The organism is Collinsella sp. HCP28S3_B9 (genome assembly GCF_052066095.1).
GTDB lineage: Bacteria > Actinomycetota > Coriobacteriia > Coriobacteriales > Coriobacteriaceae > Collinsella.
Genome location: NZ_JBQHST010000017.1, coordinates 1 through 16329 on the forward strand (window position 1 = coordinate 1; position 16329 = coordinate 16329).

Sequence of the window (16329 nt, forward strand, 5' to 3'; positions counted from 1 at the left end):
GCGCGGCTGCGCCTATGGCACTTCAACATCATTGTCGCAGCCCCGACCCGCGGTCACGAGCGGGGGCTCCTATCTTTTTAGTGCCCTCGGATTGGGTCATAGTGTCTGTCGTTGCCAAAACATCGGCGTTGCCTTGATCCAAACCTGCCAAAAAGGGAAATGTTTTTTTTGGGCGGTATTATCGGGGCCAACGGGGGCGTAAAAGGGAATTTTAGTGGTTGGGTAAGTTTTTGTTTAAAATTTGGTTTAACACCGTCCCCAACGACTACATAGTATGAGAGTGGATAATCTCCCGGTTTGAGCTTGCATCCAAGCTCAAAGTGGGAGATTTCCACTCTCATTTGCTATGCGTCCGAAAATCCACATTCGTTTGTTTTCTGCCTACATTTGGAGGAAGAGCTCGTGGAGGCGGGTGTCGTCGTCGAGCTCGGGGTGGAAGGTAACGCCGAGCTGATTGTCTTGACGGGCGGCGACGATGCGGCCATCGACTTCGGCTAGGGCCTCGGCATTGCCGTGCACCTCGACGATGCGGGGTGCGCGGATAAACGTTAACGGCACTTCACCGTCGATACCGTCTACCTGCCCCTTGGTGCGAAAACTGCCGAGCTGCCTGCCATAGGCATTGCGCTCAACGAGTATATCCATGGTTGCCAAGCGCGGTGTTCCCTTGTCATCGTGGGCGGCAAGGTCGCGCGCCAACAGAATCAGACCGGCACAAGTTCCCAGTACAGGCATGCCTTCAACAATGCGGGTACGTAGATCCTCGAGCATATCGAGTTCGGCAAGTAGCTTGCCCTGAACGGTGGACTCGCCGCCGGGAAGTACCAGACGGTCAAAGTTCTGCTGCAAATCGGCCGCCTGCCTCAGCTCAATACAGTGTGCGCCCAGCTCGGATAGTCTTGCTTCGTGCTCGGCAAAAGCGCCTTGGACCGCCAGCACGGCGACCGTTTGGTCTGAGTAATCGCTCATGGGCGATCCTTTCTGCCGGACTAGCGCCCGCGCTCCTCCATGATAATCTCGATCTCGTCGGCGTTGATGCCCACCATGGCCTCGCCCAGGTCCTCCGAAAGCTCGGCGATGAGTTTGGCATCGGTGAAGTTTGCCACGGCCTTGACGATGGCGGCGGCGCGCTTGGCCGGGTTGCCGCTCTTAAAGATGCCCGATCCCACAAAGACGCCCTCGGCGCCCAGCTGCATCATCAGCGCGGCGTCGGCGGGGGTCGCTACGCCGCCGGCGGCAAAGTTCACGACGGGAAGCTTGCCCGTGGCGTGGACCTCGCGCACCAGCTCGACCGGAACCTGCAGTTGCTTGGCTGCCTCAAAGAGCTCGTCATCGCGCAGGGCAACAACGTCGCGGATCTGCTTTTGGATCTTGCGCATGTGACGCACGGCCTGGACGACATCGCCCGTACCCGGCTCACCCTTGGTGCGAATCATCGTGGCGCCCTCGGCAACACGGCGCAGCGCCTCGCCCAGATCGCGGGTGCCGCAGACAAACGGCACGTCAAACTGGGTCTTGTCGATGTGATAGACGTCGTCGGCAGGGGAGAGAACCTCGGACTCGTCGATGTAATCGATCTCGATGGCCTGCAGGACCTGCGCCTCGACAATGTGGCCGATGCGGCACTTGGCCATAACGGGGATGGAGACGGCCTCTTGGATACCCTTGATCATCTTGGGGTCGCTTATGCGTGAGACGCCGCCTGCGGCACGGATGTCGGCCGGGATGCGCTCGAGTGCCATGACGGCGCAGGCGCCCGCCTCTTCGGCGATGCGTGCCTGCTCGGGCGTGGTGACGTCCATGATGACGCCGCCCTTGAGCATATGCGCGAGCTCGCGATTGAGTTTGACGCGATCTGCCTTGCTGGTCTGTTCTGCCATGGTTGCTCCCTTGGTTGGCATGTGCATTGCTTGACGGAACATCCTATCGGGGAGCTGGGTATGGCGAAATACTCAGTTTTAGAGATAATAATAAGGTCAGACTAATACCAGATTGAATGACTCAATAAGGTCAGGTGATAAACTCATGCTTGACTACAATTTGGAAAAACGCGGCGACGCATCGCTCTATGAGTATATTTACCAGCAAATTCGAGATGATATCGTTGCTGGACGCATTGCGGCGGGGGAGCATCTTCCGTCTAAGCGCGCCTTTGCCAATCATCTGGGAATCAGTGTCATTACCATCGAGAATGCATATAGCCAGTTACTTGCCGAGGGCTATATTTGCTCAATGCCGCGTCGTGGCTACTACGCTTGCGAGCTTCCGGATGCACCGGTTTTGGCTTCGGCTGCAGAGGGCATCGACCGGGATGCCGTCTCTGCGGGTTCCGGCGCGCATGATGTCAACGGACAGGTCGAGCGATTCGATGCACTTTCTCCTTCTGCTTTGGAGGCGGCGCGGCTTTGGCAAAGCGCGCTGCGGGCGACGCTGGCATCCGAAGACGAGCGCGAAATCTTTTCGACCGCGCCGGCACAGGGCACCACTCGGCTACGACGCGCAATTGCCCACCATCTGCGCGGGACAAGGGGTATGAATGTCGACCCCAACAACGTTGTTATCGGCGCAGGCGCCCAGCTGCTCGATACCATGTTGGTTCAGTTGCTTGGCGCCGACAAGGTGTATGCCGTTGAGGACCCGGGCTATTTGCGCCTGACGCGCATCTATCAGGCTATGGGTTGCAAAGTTCGACATATCCCGTTGGATGATGAGGGCGTAGACTTGAGCGCTCTGCAGAAAACGGGGACCGATGTCCTTCACCTGATGCCGTCCCATCAGTATCCGACCGGCCTTGTGACGAGCATTGCGCGTCGCTATGCGCTGCTGAGCTGGGCCGCCGAGCGACCAGGTCGATATCTCATCGAAGATGACTTTGATTGCGAGTTTCGTCTGGCCGGCAAGCCGATTCCCGCGCTTGCTTCGATCGATGCCGCTCAATCGGTTATCTACACCAACACGTTTTCAAAGAGCCTTTCATCGGCGTTGCGTCTAGCGTACATGGTGTTGCCCGATGAGCTGATGGAGCGGTTTAGGTGCAACCTTGGTTTCTACGCCTCGTCGGTGAGCTCTGTCGACCAGGTCGCTTTGGCTCGTTTGCTGGAATCGGGTGATTACGAGCGACATGTGAACCGCGTGCGCGTTCGTGCTCGTGAGGCGCGTGATGGCCTGGCGGCGCTTGTACGGAATGCGTTTCCAGCAGAAGAGGTTTCGATCGAGCATGCAGACGCAGGTCTTTACTGCACCGTGGTTGCGGAGCGGGGAACGGGCGGAAGCTCTTTTGCGCAGGCCCTCACGCGCTCGAGCATCCCTTTTATCGATATCAGTAACTGTTATTGGTGTGCCGATGGCGCATCTGTCCCTGAAAACTCAACTCAAATTCTTGTCCAGTATGACGACCTGAGTCCGGAGGTGCTTAATACCCTGGAATCGCAGCTAATGGGGCACTCTGTAACCTAAGTGAGTAGACTTTTGGCACTTTGGCGACCAGACAGTTTTGTAACAAGCTATCTACCTGTGGTTTTGAGAAGTGGGATCATCGGTCTGCTCGGGATGTCCCAAAAAGACTACTCACTTGCCGCGCAAAGCTTCCGCATGAGAAAAAAAATGGGGTTTTCAACAGGGCTTCGTCCAGTTCTCGGTAAGCTTTTGGCCAGTTGGGGAGGGCTGTTGAAAACCTTGCAGTTCGTTCGGAGCCATTTTTGGTGCGTTCGCGCCAATGAGAGACCGACTGGGTTGAAATTCGTGCTTTCCTGTGCCTATGAAGGATCTACTTTGTGACATATCGGCTTTTAGGTACTGGCGTTTGCCCCCTCAAGTCCGCGCTTTGTGTCCTCCGCTTCCGCGGCCGGATGAAGACCGGCAGCGATATGACCTCGTCCGCAACCCGACGGCTGCGGTCGCGCTCGGTTTTCCGTTGTATACATTGGTTCGGACGAGAAACAAACGGACTTGCCCTGCCAACATTAGGCAGCGGCTGTTTCTTGGTGAACTCCCCAGGGAATCCGTGCTGGAAACGGAACATGGATTTTTGGTCACGTCTCCTCTACTGACGGCATTTATCATGTCTCGACATCTGACGGATCTCCAACTTCTTCTGGTATTGTCGGAGATGTGCGGCTTGTTTGCGGTATGTGCCCTGCCGGCGGCACTTGAGGCGGAGCTTTCGCATGCAATTGATTCGGGTGCGATTTCGACAACGTTGGGTTGGGTGCGCTGCCCGTCCGAGGGCGGCGCCGCCTCAAATTTATGGCGTCGCGACGCTTTGGTTTTGGATGGGGACCTTGACCGTTTTTGTTCAGATGTTTGCGGGATGCGTTACGGCAATCGATTTATGGCGGTGTCGCAACTCGTTCCAATGGGTGCCGCTTCGCCTTTTGAGGTCGAGGCGTATTTGTTGCTTGGACTGCCGCGAGCCCTGGGAGGCGAAGGGTTTTGCGGCATAGAGCTCAATGTCAAAGTGGTGCTAAGCACAAGTGCTCGAGCGATTGTAGGAAAGACCAGCGTATATATCGACCTACTCCTTTCTTCGCCGGACGGGAGGCGACAGGTGGCTATTGAATGCCAGGGAAAGGCCTCGCACGGGCGCGCGGGGGATGGCTTGCGTGACGCTGACCGCATGACGGCGCTTCAAGCCATGGGCTACGACGTGCTTCTCCTGACACACGGACAGATATCCGATGAGGACAGATTCCGTGCGATCGTTAAGGCCGTATGCAGGATGCTCGATGTTGAATATCGCTATAAAAGCTCGGATGAGCAAAGGGCTGAGGCATTACTCCGGTCTGAACTATTCGTTGACTGGACAAAATTGGGAGTAATCGACGGAAAGATGTCCATTGGACACAAAACAGCTCGATCGTGGACGGCGCGGATCTAAGTGAGTAGACTTTTGGCGTGATGGCGACCAGGCCGTTTTGCAACAAGTCATTTACCTGCGGCTTTATAGAGCAATATGGATGGTCTGCTCGGCAAGTTCCAAAAAGTCTACTCACTTAGTTTTTGACGAGAAGTCGATGCCGAAAGTGGCCCTATTTCAGGGCGTTAACGAGTTCATGAGACACGAAAAAAGCCCGAACCATGCGGTTCGGGCCCTTTAAAGTTAGAGATTATCTCTCAGGCGGTTGGCTTAGCCAAAGTAGCGCTTGAGCAGGCCGGCGAAAGCCTTGCCGTGGCGGGCCTCGTCGCGAGCCATCTCGTGCACGGTATCGTGGATGGCATCGAGGCCAGCGGCCTTGGCACGCTTGGCAAGATCGGTCTTGCCGGCGGTGGCGCCGTTCTCGGCCTCAACGCGCATCTCGAGGTTCTTCTTGGTGGAGTCGGTCACGACCTCGCCCAGGAGCTCGGCGAACTTGGCGGCGTGCTCGGCCTCCTCGTGGGCAGCCTTCTCCCAGTATAGGCCGATCTCGGGATAGCCCTCGCGATGGGCGACGCGAGCCATGGCCAGGTACATACCGACCTCAGAGCACTCGCCCTCAAAGTTGGCGCGCAGGTCGGCAACGATGTCCTCGGAGACGCCCTCCATCTTGGCGACGCCCACGACGTGCTCGGCAGCCCACTCGAGCTTGCCCTCCTCCTGCTTCAGGAAACGAGAACCGGGAACGCCGCACTGGGGGCACTTAAAATCCTCGGGCAGCTGGTCGCCGTCGAACTCTTCCACATAACCGCAAACGGGGCAAACAAATTTCATGATTCGATCCTTTCGATGGATGGCGATGGGGCGCTTGTCCGATCCCGTAAGGGCCCTCTCCGGACGTGCGTCTTGACGAGTTCTATTATCCATAAATGCAACAAAATGTGAAGCCTATTAGGAATGATTTTTGATAAAACAATTTTAAGAGATGAAGATGTTGATTGATTAACGATTGGCAGGCCGCCTGCGACCTCTGATGAGTACAATCGGTCGAACAAATGTTGACCAATCAACAAATGAGGGAGTTTCCTTTATGCATCTAGCCCGCTGCGCCTGGTGCCGAACGTATCAAACGGTTTTCGCATCGCATTGCCGGTACTGCCCTATACCGAGCCACGCATTCTGGAGCATGCTGAGAGAGAGCGCCTGCCAGGCCATTATCGGCTTTGGCGGTGGCTCGGCCATGGACTGTGCCAAGGGCGTGGGAGCACGCATCGCACAGCCAAACAAGCCCATCAACAAGATGCGCGGCCTGCTGCGCGTCCACCGTCTCCTGCCGCTGCTTATTGCGGTTCCCACTACCGCCGGCACGGGAAGCGAAGTTACGCTCGCGGCGGTTATCACCGATGACGAGACGCACTACAAGTACCCCATTAACGACTTTGTGCTTATCCCGCGCTTTGTGGTGTACGACCCCGAGTTCACGCGAGGTCTGCCCGCCTCCATTACGGGGCAGACGGGCATGGGCGCCCTGACGCATGCCGTCGAGGCCTTTATCGATTGGGTCGATCGAATGAACGCCGCCTTGGACATTCCCAAATATGTGACGGGCATTCGCCGCTCCGACATTCCCGAGATGGCGGCGCATGCCGATGCCGAGGCCAATCCGCTGTACCCCGTTCCACTTTTGATGGACCGTTTGGAGCTGATGCGCATGTACGAGGTTGACGCGGGTGGTATGTTTGAGGGCGAGAACTAGGAGGGTCCATGAATACCGAGGAAATTGCGCGCATCGTCGGAGACCAGCGCGTCTACTTTAAGACGCACGCCACGTTTGATGTCGATGCTCGACGTCGTGCGCTCGTGAGTTTACGCGATGCGGTGCGGGCCCACGAGGCCGATATTGCCCATGCGCTCAAGACCGATTTGGGAAAGTCGCATGACGAGGCGTATATGTGCGAGATCGGCACGTCGCTTTCCGAGATTCGTCATCAGATCGCACATGTGGCTCGATGGAGTCGTCCGCGCCTGCGTCCGTGCGACCTTGCCAACGCCGTGAGTGTGTGCAAGACGCAAGCCGTGCCCTATGGCGTCACGCTCATCATGGCCCCGTGGAACTACCCGTTTTTGCTAACGCTCGAGCCGCTCGCCGGCGCCCTTGCCGCGGGCAATACCGTGGTCATCAAGCCGAGCGCCTATGCTCCGGCATCGAGTGCGGTGCTCAAGCAGATCTGCGAAGAGGCATTTGATCCGTGCCTGGTGACAGTTGTCGAGGGCGGGCGCGCCGAGAACGAAGCGCTGCTCGATGAGTGCTGGGACAAGATCTTCTTTACCGGTAGCGTTCCGGTCGGCAAGCTCGTCATGGAGCGCGCAAGTAAAAACCTTACGCCCGTGACGCTTGAGCTGGGTGGAAAGAGTCCCTGCATCGTGGATGCGACGGCAAACTTGAAGGTCGCGGCACGGCGTATCGCCTTTGGTAAATGGCTCAACGTGGGGCAGACCTGTGTGGCGCCCGACTACCTGCTGGTCGATACGCGCGTGCACGACGAGTTGCTGGGCCTCATCAAGGAAGAGGTGCGCCGTATGTTTGGCGAGCATCCGCTCGACAACGAGGATTACGGGCATATCGTCAATGCCAAGCATTTTGCGCGCGTGCACGGGCTAATCGATTCCGATAAGGTCGTGCTTGGAGGTGCTGCGCGCGAGGCTTCGCTCAAGATTGAGCCGACAATTTTGGACGGCGTGGCCCCCGATGACGCCGTGATGCAGGAGGAGATTTTCGGTCCCATCTTGCCGGTGCTGACGTTTGAGAGCCTAGACGAGGCCGAGACGTTTATTACGGATCGTCCGACGCCGCTGGCCCTGTATATCTTTAGCCAGGACCGTGAGGTTCAGCAGCGCTTTGTGCGTTACGTGCCCTTTGGTGGCGGTTGCGTCAACGACACGATCATGCATCTGGCTACGAGCCATATGGGCTTTGGCGGCATGGGAGCGAGCGGTATGGGGCAGTACCATGGACGCGAGAGCTTCGATACGTTTAGCCACAAGAAGAGCATCGTGAACAAGGCAACGTGGCTGGACGTGCCATTCCGCTATGCCCCTTACGCAAACTGGAAGCACAAATTCGTGCGCATGTTTGTGCATTAAAATCAGATGGCGTAGGGACAAACGGTCGAAAAGACGCAGACAGGATGAATTTGTGTCCGCACGGACCCGTAGACTTCTCGGTAAGGTTAAACGCCGTTTTATCCGGCCGTTAGGGGAGTTGCTATGTACGAGCCTTCACGTGTTCTTCTGTCGTTTCACATTGCGGGATTTCAGTATGCCGACGGCGCTTTGGTCCTGGGCGATCTTAAAGCGGGCGATAAACTGACGCTGTGCGCCGAGCGCGATAATCCCCATGATCCCGAGGCGGTTGCGATCTACTACGGCAACACCAAGCTTGGCTATGTTCCGGGAAACGAGGTCGGTCCGCTGTCCTTGATGATGTATTACGGCCATGAGGACGTATTTGAGGCCCGCGTGCAGCAGGTTGCCCCCGAGCGTAGCCCGTGGCACCAGGTGCGCGTTGGCCTCTATGTGGTGGATGCCCGCTAGTCGGCAATGGGGCGGCCATGTTTGATGACGACGACCTGTTCGATCTGACGGACGATCCGTTTGAGTGGGATACGCTACTCGACGACGATGAGCTGGAGCAGGACCGTAAGATGCGACAGGACAAGAAAACTCAGGGTGATGCGTCGAAAAAGAAAGACAAGCGCCGTCGCGGACTGTTTGGTGGGCTCTTTGGGTAACTGCCGCATCGCTGCGTCTGTATACTTAGCACGAGTTGGACGCGTTGCGAAATGAGGACTGAGACGATGATGTGGTTTACCGCCGACCTGCACCTGGGCGATACGAATATCTTGCACGACATGGACCGACCGTTTGGCTCGGTTGAGGAGATGAACCGCAAGGTCATCGATGTCATCAATGAGTGCGTGGCTGCGGATGACCGCCTCTATATTCTGGGTGACTTTACCTATCGTCTGCCCCTAGCGGATGCCGTGCGCCTGCGCGAGCGCATCGAATGCCAGAACGTGACGCTCATCCGTGGTAACCATGACGGCGACTGGGAAGATCCCGACGTGCCGCAGATTTGGGAAGACGTGCGTGATTACCTGGAGATTGCCCCCGGCTATGCCAAGGGTCATCGTCTGGTTATGAGCCACTACCCCATGCTCAGCTGGAATGGCAAGGCACGTGGCGCCATCATGCTGCACGGGCATATCCACAGCAGGGGAGACCGCACCAATACGCGCAACCGCGATCGCGAACGTCCTATCTTTCGCTACGATGTCGGCCTCGATGCCAACGAGTACAAGCCCGTAAGCCGTGACCAAATCCTAGGCTTCTTTGGATTGTAATTCTCGAACCGTCACACAAACCGCCACAAAGGGGACAGACACCTTTGTGGTGGTTCTGGCGCCGTTGCCATTATGGCGGCGGCGCCTTTTTTGTCCGTGCGGCGCGGTAGAGTGTAGGCGGTTGAAATTTGCGTCTATCGAGGAGCTGCTATGAACGAGATCAAGTGCCCGCATTGTGGCGAAGTTTTTAAGGTCGACGCGTCCGGCTATGCGGATATCGTCAAGCAAGTGCGCGATGCCGAGTTTTCGCGCGACCTGGATGAGCGTGTGAAGGCGGTCCAGCGCGAGGGCGAGCAAGCGCTGGAGCTTGAGCGCTCGCGTTCGATGGCTGCCTTGCAAGAGGCAGAGTCCCAGCGCAACGCTCAGCTTACCGAGCAGAAGAACGCTGCAGCTCAACAGCTGGCACAAGAGGTTGCCAAGCGCGATGCTGAGCTCGCCGAGCTGCGTGCCAAGCTCGAGGGCGCTGCCGCAGAGCGCGAGAGTGCAAGCCAGCGCGCGGCGGTAGAGGCACGAGCCAACGCTCAAAAGGAGAATGCCGAACTCCAGCGCGAGATTGACAATTTGCGTGCGCAGCTGGAGCGCAAAGATGACGAAGCCAAGCTCGTCGAGTCGGCGGCGCGCAATGCCGCTCAAAACGATTTAGCTGCACGTGATGCTCAGATTGCCGAGCTGCAGGCCAGGCTTGCCGCGGCGGACAAGGCCCAGGAGATGGCGCTTGCCGCTGCCGCGGCAGAGTCGCAGCGTGAGCTCGATGCCGCTCGCAGCGAGGCCGAGCGCGCGCTTGCTGACTATCGCGCGAAGGTACAAGAGAGGTTTTCCGCCGCAAAGGCTCAGTCTGAGCGCGAGGCCGAGGGCCTTCGTGCACAGCTTCGTGAGCAAGAACTTTCTGCAAAAATGGAGCTGTCGAAGGCGGTCGCCGCGGCGGAGCGAGAGCGCGATGAGGCGCGTGCCAAACTGACGAGCGAGCTGGCGGTGCGCGATTCTCGCGAGGAACAGGCCAAGGCGGCACACGAGCTCGAGCTTGCGCAGGCCAAGCGCGCGAGCGATGACCTGATTCGCTACAAGGATGAAGAGATCGAGCGCCTTAAGGACATGAAGGTCCGTCTGTCCACCAAGATGGTGGGCGAGTCGCTCGAGCAGCATTGCGAAACCGAGTTTAACCGTCTGCGCATGACGGCATTTCCCAACGCGTACTTCGAGAAGGATAACGATGCGTCCGAGGGTACCAAGGGCGACTTTATCTTCCGCGAGTGCGACGCGAGCGGCAACGAGGTCATTTCGATTATGTTCGAGATGAAAAACGAGAACGACGAGACCGCGACCAAGCATAAAAACGAGGACTTCTTTAAGAAACTCGATCACGATCGTCGCCAGAAAGGCTGCGAGTACGCGGTGCTCTGCACGCTGCTCGAGCCCGAGAGCGAGCTCTATAACGTAGGGATAGTCGACGTGAGCTATCGCTACGAGAAGATGTACGTGATTCGCCCGCAGTTTTTCATTCCCATGATCACGCTCCTTCGCAACGCCGCCATGGGCTCACTGCGCTATAAGCAGGAGCTAGCGGAGTACAAACAGCAGAATATCGACGTCACGAACTTCGAAGCCAAGATGGAGAAGTTCAAGAATGATTTCGGTCGCAACTACGAGATCGCGAGCCGCAAGTTCCAAACGGCAATCGATGAGATCGACAAGACGATTAGCCATCTGCAGAAAACCAAGGAGGCATTGCTGTCCTCCGAGAACAATCTGCGCCTAGCCAACAAGAAGGCCGACGATCTTACCATTCGCAAGCTCACGTGGGGCAACAAGACCATGAAGGCGGCGTTTGACGAGGCGCGCGGGGCTGCGCCAGAGACAAACGATGAGCCAGCCGAGGCGGATTCGTATGAGGTCAAGGATACCGAGTAAGGCATAGCGTATAGTGCAAAAACGGGGCCGCTGGCGATATTGCCAACGGCCCCGCTTCGTTTCGTTCCAGTATGTTCGACTAGTCCTCGAGCAGGTCTTCGATAAAGCCGACGCGGTAGTTTTTGAAGATGACTTCACCGCCGTCTTGCGTGGCGTCCAGATCGACATCGCCCATGATGCCAAAGTCGTGGTCGCCGTCCTCGTCGGCAAAGATCTGGTGCACGTGCCATACGTGCGCGGTCTTCTCGTCGGACTCATCGATGGAAAACATCGCGGCGCTGCGGGCATCTCCGTCGGTGAGGATTTCCTCGTGCTGTTCATGGTAGGCATCGAGGGCCTTTTGCCAGCGGATCTCGCTCATGCCCCAGTCGTCGTCGAGCTCGCCCAGGTCGCGAACGTGCTCACGGGCGGCAAGGGTCACGCGGCGGAAGAGCGCATTGCGCACCAGCAGCGTGCAGCCGCGGCGGTCCGCCACGACCTCGTCGATGCCCTGTGGCGGCGCGGCATCGAGGGCTGCCGGGTTGCCGGCGTTCTCCCACTCGTCCACCAGGCTCGAGTCCACCGAGCGCACCACAAAGCCCAGCCACGAGATAATGTCGCGCAGGCGCTCGTCGCGCTTCTCGATGGGTACGGTGCGGTCGAGCGAACGGTAGGCCTCTGCCAGGTAGCGAAGCAAAATGCCCTCGGAGCGGGCGATGCCGAGCTTTTGAATGTAACCCTTAAAATCGCTCGCGCTTTCCAGCATATCGCGCAGGACACTCTTGGGAGAGAGCTGGTAGTCGTTTGCCCAGGGCACTTCCTGGCAGTACTTGTCAAAAGCGGCGTCGAGCAAATCCTCGAGCGGCTTTTCGTACGTGACGTCTTGAATGCGCTCCAAGCGTTCCTCATACTCGATGCCGTCGGCCTTCATCTCGGCCATAGCGCGATCGCGTGCGGCGCGCTCCTGTGCGCGCAATACCTGCTTGGGGTCCTCGAGCGTGGCCTCGACCATCGAAATGAGGTCCATGGTATAGGTCTCACTTTCGGGGTCGAGCAGCTCCAGCGCGGCAAGCAAAAACGGCGAGAGCGGCTGGTCGAGCGCAAAGTCCTCGGGCAGGTCGACCGTCAGCGCGTAGTCGATGTCCGGCGCGGCGTCAGCCGGAGCGTCGGGTGCGGGCGGCACCTCGGTGCGCACGACGACGCCGGAGTCGATGAGCGTGGCGAAGATCTCGTCGGCGCGAACCTCAAGCTTGGCCTTCTCTTCGGGGGTCTGCAGGCTTGTCTCGATGAGGTCGTGTACGCGGGCTCGGGCATTGCCGCCCTGCTCGACCACACTAATCACCATAGAGTGCGTGATGCGCAGGCGTGGCTTGAGTGTTTCGGGTTGCGTCTCGATCAGGCGCTCAAAAGTTTGCTTGTTCCATGAGACAAAGCCCTCGGGGGCCTTTTTCTTTTTAATCTTACGGAGTTTTTTGGGGTCGTCGCCCGCCTTGGCCATAAGCTTGGCATTCTCGATCTCGTGCTCGGGTGCCTCGGCGATTACCATGCCCTCGGTATCGAAGCCCGAGCGACCGGCGCGACCGGCAATTTGATGGAACTCGCGGGCGCGCAGACGACGCATTTTGTAACCATCGAACTTGGTGAGCGCGGTGAGCACCACGGTGTGGATGGGCACGTTGATGCCGACGCCGAGCGTATCGGTACCGCAGATGACGGGCAGCAGGCCCTGCTGCGCCAAGCGCTCGACCAGCAGGCGATAGCGCGGCAACATGCCAGCATGGTGCACGCCGACGCCGCATCCAAGCAGGCGCTTGAGAATCTTGCCAAAGGCCGTGGAGAAGCTCGTTCCCTTTGCCGCTTCTTTGATGGCTTCGCGCTGCTCCTTGCTGGCGATGCCAAAATTGGCGAGCGACTGTGCCGTCGCAAGGGCGGCATCCTGGCTAAAGTGCACAATATAGAGCGGGGCCTCGCCGCGGCGCATCGCGAGCTCGACCGTGCCCTCGAGGGAGGTCGTCACATAGTCGTAGCTCAGCGGAACAGGACGCGGGGCATCGACAACCAAGTCGCAAGCAGCGCCGGTGTGCTCCTCGAGCGAGGCGGCGATCGCGGTGACATCGCCGAGCGTGGCGCTCATGAGCATAAACTGCGTGTGGGGCAGGGTGAGCAGCGGTACCTGCCAGGCCCAGCCGCGGTCGGGGTCGGCAAAGTAGTGGAACTCGTCCATGGCCACGCAGCCCACGTCGGCGCCCTCGCCCTCGCGCAGCGCATCGTTGGCAAGGATTTCGGCCGTGCAGCAGATGACGGGCGCCTTGGTATTGATATGCGTATCGCCGGTGATCATGCCGACGTTATCGCGGCCGAGTACCTGTACCAGGTCGAAGAACTTTTCGCTGACCAGGGCTTTGATGGGGGCCGTGTAATAGCAGCGCTTGCCCTGAGCCATGCCCATAAAGAGCATGCCCAGTGCGACGAGCGATTTACCCGATCCGGTCGGTGTGCCTAAAATGACGTGATCGCCGGCGGCCAGGTCCATGAGGGCCTCTTCTTGGTGATCCCACAGCTCAATGCCACGGTCGCTCGTCCATTCAAAGAAGCGTTCGAAGGCCTGATCGGGCGTGAGCCATGGTTCGGGCTCGCTGCCGTCCTCGGGCTCCCACCAGGTGGGAGAGAGCGCGCCGAGCGAGCCAAACTCGGCTTCGGTTCCCGTGCCGCCCGAGAACGAGCTGGCGGCGCCGGCACCGGAGACGGTGCTGGCGGCGGTATCTGTCGTGGTCTGTGCCATGTGTTTGCTTTCTCTCGCGATTGTCCGCCAACTATTATGGCGTAGCGTCGCATCGATGCGTTCGCAGGCAAGAAAATGCAGGAAATGGGCGTTCTGCCCAGCTGTTTGGTGCGGTTGCCAGCTAAGTGAGTAGACTTTTTGCAATATCGCGAGCACATGGCTTTTGCGCAAAGGCTCTACCTGCGGTTTTAGTATTGGTTATGCGGGTTGTGCTTGGCTATTGCAAAAAAGTCTACTCACTTAGATTTGAGGGTCGTTTGCTGGCGCCTATTTGCGCTTGTTTGCCGAAGCCGCGACCATCAGAGGCCCCTGGGACTCCTGCGGTAAGCGCTTCTTGCCCTTGCGGGCGCGGTTTTTAAAGTTCTCGACGGCCTCTTCCATGCCGAGGGGCACGTAGGTGAGCTCATCGAGATTGTCGGGCAGGTAGCACGCAAGGCTTTGCTCCTGCGCGCGGCCCGCCGTGAGCTGTTCGTCGCTGGGCAGCGCGTCGGGAGTGGCGCAAATGCCATAGACGGCGGCACCCATCTCGCGCGTGCGGCGCTCGTATTCGGTCTCGGGATGCTCGGGATGGTCGCGGCGAACGTCGTCACTTACCCATAGTGTGTCGTAGCCGGCCGCGGCAAACTGCCCCAGGGCGTAGTCGCGCAATGGCTTGCTGTCGGTGCGCAGCGTGACGGTGGCGCCGGCTGAAAAAAGCGGGCGGTAGAGCATCAGATGGTCGACATGGACGAGTCGTTTTTTGGCGTACTTGGCCTTAGGCTGCGGCGTGGGAAAGTTGATGGTGATGGCATCGAGCTCGCCCGTGGCAAACAGCTGCGGCAACGATGCGGCGCCTCGGGGCAGGACGAGTGCGTTGGTCAGTTCCTGCTCGCAGATTTTCTGTGCGGCATAGGCGATGCAGATGGGCTCCTGGTCCATGCCGATAAAGAGCGTGTTTGGCTCCTGGGCCGCGCGCTCTACAAGGTACGTTCCCTTGCCGCAGCCAAGATCCAGGTGAAGGTGTTCGAAAGACTTGCTGCCTGCGGGCGCACAGGCCTCGCGCCAATCTCCGGCATAGATTTCAGGGTTCGTCTCAATCGCATCGGCGTAGCGCTCCAGGCGCTCTTCGAGCACAAAGTTCTTAGGCGTGCGAACGTGGACGGCTCCCATGAGGCTCCTTGGTCATAAGTATGGAACGCTTAGCTGCGCGTTCCGTCAATGGGTTGAAAAAAGGGTAGGCATAGCTTGCCCGAAAGACGCGGTGCGGCTCGTCGGCGGCTCGTCGGTGCCTACAGGCGCTTGAGAATCACGTAGCGGTTGAGCTCGCCACTGCGACCGTCGGCATGGAAGCGCTCAAGCTCGCGTACGGGGACCTCGCCGCTCTTGTAGAACGTGCGCACGCCGCGCACCAAGTCGGTGATCTGCTGATCGTCAAAGTGGTGGCAATAGCGGTAAGCATGGCGGTCGTTTTGCCAGCCAATGAGGTGGTCGCCGGCTTCAAACTGCGCTGAATCGTAACCCTCAAACGGCGGGGTGAGCTCGGCACGGGCCTCGGCGCGAACGGCCTTGCGCGCCATGCGCTCGTCGTTCATGAACTCCCAAAAGCTAATGGCGATGATGCCGCCCGGGCGCGTCTGGCGCACCAGGGCGTCGAGCACGCGCACGCGGTATTCGCACGACGGCACGTGGTGCATAAAGCCAAAGCAGACCGAGATGTCGGCGAGCGGGGCGTCGAAAAGCACGTCGGGTGTCTCGGCGGGGTTGAGCTTCATGAGGGCATCGAGCACGTCGAGTTCCTGGAAGTGCAGGTTGGGAATGCGCAGGGCGTGACCGCGTGCATCGATGGCCAGGTCTTGGCACGAGTCGACGCCATAGAACTCAAACGGGCAGCTGGCATCTGCCGAGGAGTTTGCGCCGTCGACGCCCTTGGCGGCAAGTGCGCCGCCGGCGGCAAAGTTCTCGAATCGCATATTGCCGCAGGCAAGGTCAAAGACGCGGACGGGATGCTCGATTGTGGCGACGTCGAGCTGCTCGAGCGCGATATCCATGGTGCGTACCCAGCCGGGCCACGGGGCCTGACGCGTATCGGAAAAGGAGGCGGAGTGCTCGCGATAGAACGTGTTGTTGAGCTGGATGAGCGATGAGGCGAAATCGCGGTTCACGGCGCGGGACTCCCTCCGTTGGCGGTGCGAAATTAACAGTACGACCATACTACCGTTAACGCCGCAACGGGGACAACCAAGCTAGGTGCCATTGCTTTGTTTGGACACATTTCCGCAGCTCATATGCACCCGCAACCGCCGGTTGTCAAAAATCTCACTAGAATAGGTGGCATGCTTTTGGCGGTGGCGGATAGATTTTTAACTGTGCAAGGCGCCTTAAGAACAAAAACGGTCCGGCGGCACGGCTGGCATCACATAGGAGGA

14 protein-coding genes are annotated in these 16329 nt (G+C 58.7%); 8 read left to right on the forward strand and 6 right to left on the reverse strand.

Annotated features, from left to right (window positions below):
- Nucleotides 1-381: 381 nt before the first annotated feature.
- Both pdxT and pdxS read right to left on the reverse strand, forming a co-directional pair.
- A complete protein-coding gene (gene pdxT, locus ACTNBB_RS05430) occupies nucleotides 382-969 on the reverse strand; it encodes a pyridoxal 5'-phosphate synthase glutaminase subunit PdxT (protein ID WP_441057126.1) in 588 nt (195 codons plus the stop codon).
- Nucleotides 970-989: 20 nt separating this feature from the next.
- Nucleotides 990-1880 carry a pyridoxal 5'-phosphate synthase lyase subunit PdxS gene (gene pdxS, locus ACTNBB_RS05435; RefSeq protein WP_441057128.1) on the reverse strand — a complete coding sequence of 297 codons (891 nt, stop codon included), beginning with the start codon at nucleotides 1878-1880 and terminating at the stop codon, nucleotides 990-992.
- 145 nt (nucleotides 1881-2025) lie between these two features.
- Between pdxS and pdxR the strand changes: the two genes are divergently transcribed.
- Entirely contained in the window at nucleotides 2026-3456 is a 1431-nt protein-coding gene (pdxR, locus tag ACTNBB_RS05440; protein ID WP_441057130.1) for a MocR-like pyridoxine biosynthesis transcription factor PdxR, read from the forward strand.
- A 547-nt stretch (nucleotides 3457-4003) separates the two neighbouring features.
- On the forward strand, nucleotides 4004-4876 hold the full coding sequence (locus ACTNBB_RS05445) for a hypothetical protein (RefSeq protein ID WP_441057132.1): 873 nt from the start codon (nucleotides 4004-4006) through the stop codon (nucleotides 4874-4876).
- A gap of 249 nt (nucleotides 4877-5125) precedes the next feature.
- Here the strand turns inward: ACTNBB_RS05445 and ACTNBB_RS05450 are convergent, their stop codons facing one another.
- Entirely contained in the window at nucleotides 5126-5686 is a 561-nt protein-coding gene (locus ACTNBB_RS05450) for a ferritin family protein (RefSeq protein ID WP_154517090.1), read from the reverse strand.
- Between the two features lie 352 nt (nucleotides 5687-6038).
- Here ACTNBB_RS05450 and ACTNBB_RS05455 point away from each other — a divergent pair, with 352 nt between their 5' ends.
- From ACTNBB_RS05455 to ACTNBB_RS05480, 6 genes are all read left to right on the forward strand, one after another.
- Complete coding sequence (locus tag ACTNBB_RS05455; protein WP_441057134.1) at nucleotides 6039-6608, forward strand: iron-containing alcohol dehydrogenase; 570 nt, start codon at nucleotides 6039-6041, stop codon at nucleotides 6606-6608.
- Nucleotides 6609-6616: 8 nt separating this feature from the next.
- The gene (locus ACTNBB_RS05460; protein WP_441044878.1) at nucleotides 6617-7996 is read left to right on the forward strand and encodes an aldehyde dehydrogenase; all 1380 of its coding nucleotides are present in this window, start codon (nucleotides 6617-6619) and stop codon (nucleotides 7994-7996) included.
- A 123-nt stretch (nucleotides 7997-8119) separates the two neighbouring features.
- On the forward strand, nucleotides 8120-8446 hold the full coding sequence (locus ACTNBB_RS05465; RefSeq protein WP_117655201.1) for an HIRAN domain-containing protein: 327 nt from the start codon (nucleotides 8120-8122) through the stop codon (nucleotides 8444-8446).
- A gap of 17 nt (nucleotides 8447-8463) precedes the next feature.
- Nucleotides 8464-8643, forward strand: a complete 180-nt coding sequence (locus ACTNBB_RS05470) for a hypothetical protein (protein WP_441057136.1) — start codon at nucleotides 8464-8466, stop codon at nucleotides 8641-8643.
- Between the two features lie 66 nt (nucleotides 8644-8709).
- Nucleotides 8710-9255 (forward strand): metallophosphoesterase, encoded by a 546-nt coding sequence (locus tag ACTNBB_RS05475; protein ID WP_441038956.1) that lies wholly within the window; start codon nucleotides 8710-8712, stop codon nucleotides 9253-9255.
- Between the two features lie 150 nt (nucleotides 9256-9405).
- Nucleotides 9406-11163, forward strand: coding sequence for a DUF2130 domain-containing protein (locus ACTNBB_RS05480; RefSeq protein ID WP_441057138.1), 1758 nt, complete (start codon nucleotides 9406-9408; stop codon nucleotides 11161-11163).
- Between the two features lie 79 nt (nucleotides 11164-11242).
- On the opposite strand, the gene ACTNBB_RS05485 is transcribed toward ACTNBB_RS05480, so the two are convergent.
- The 3 genes from ACTNBB_RS05485 to ACTNBB_RS05495 all read right to left on the reverse strand — a co-directional run bounded on the left by ACTNBB_RS05485 (nucleotide 11243) and on the right by ACTNBB_RS05495 (nucleotide 16065).
- Nucleotides 11243-13924, reverse strand: coding sequence for a DEAD/DEAH box helicase (locus tag ACTNBB_RS05485; RefSeq protein WP_441057140.1), 2682 nt, complete (start codon nucleotides 13922-13924; stop codon nucleotides 11243-11245).
- A gap of 267 nt (nucleotides 13925-14191) precedes the next feature.
- Nucleotides 14192-15073, reverse strand: coding sequence for a tRNA (guanine(46)-N(7))-methyltransferase TrmB (gene trmB, locus ACTNBB_RS05490; RefSeq protein ID WP_441057142.1), 882 nt, complete (start codon nucleotides 15071-15073; stop codon nucleotides 14192-14194).
- Between the two features lie 119 nt (nucleotides 15074-15192).
- The gene (locus tag ACTNBB_RS05495) at nucleotides 15193-16065 is read right to left on the reverse strand and encodes a class I SAM-dependent methyltransferase (RefSeq protein ID WP_441057144.1); all 873 of its coding nucleotides are present in this window, start codon (nucleotides 16063-16065) and stop codon (nucleotides 15193-15195) included.
- Nucleotides 16066-16329: the final 264 nt, after the last annotated feature.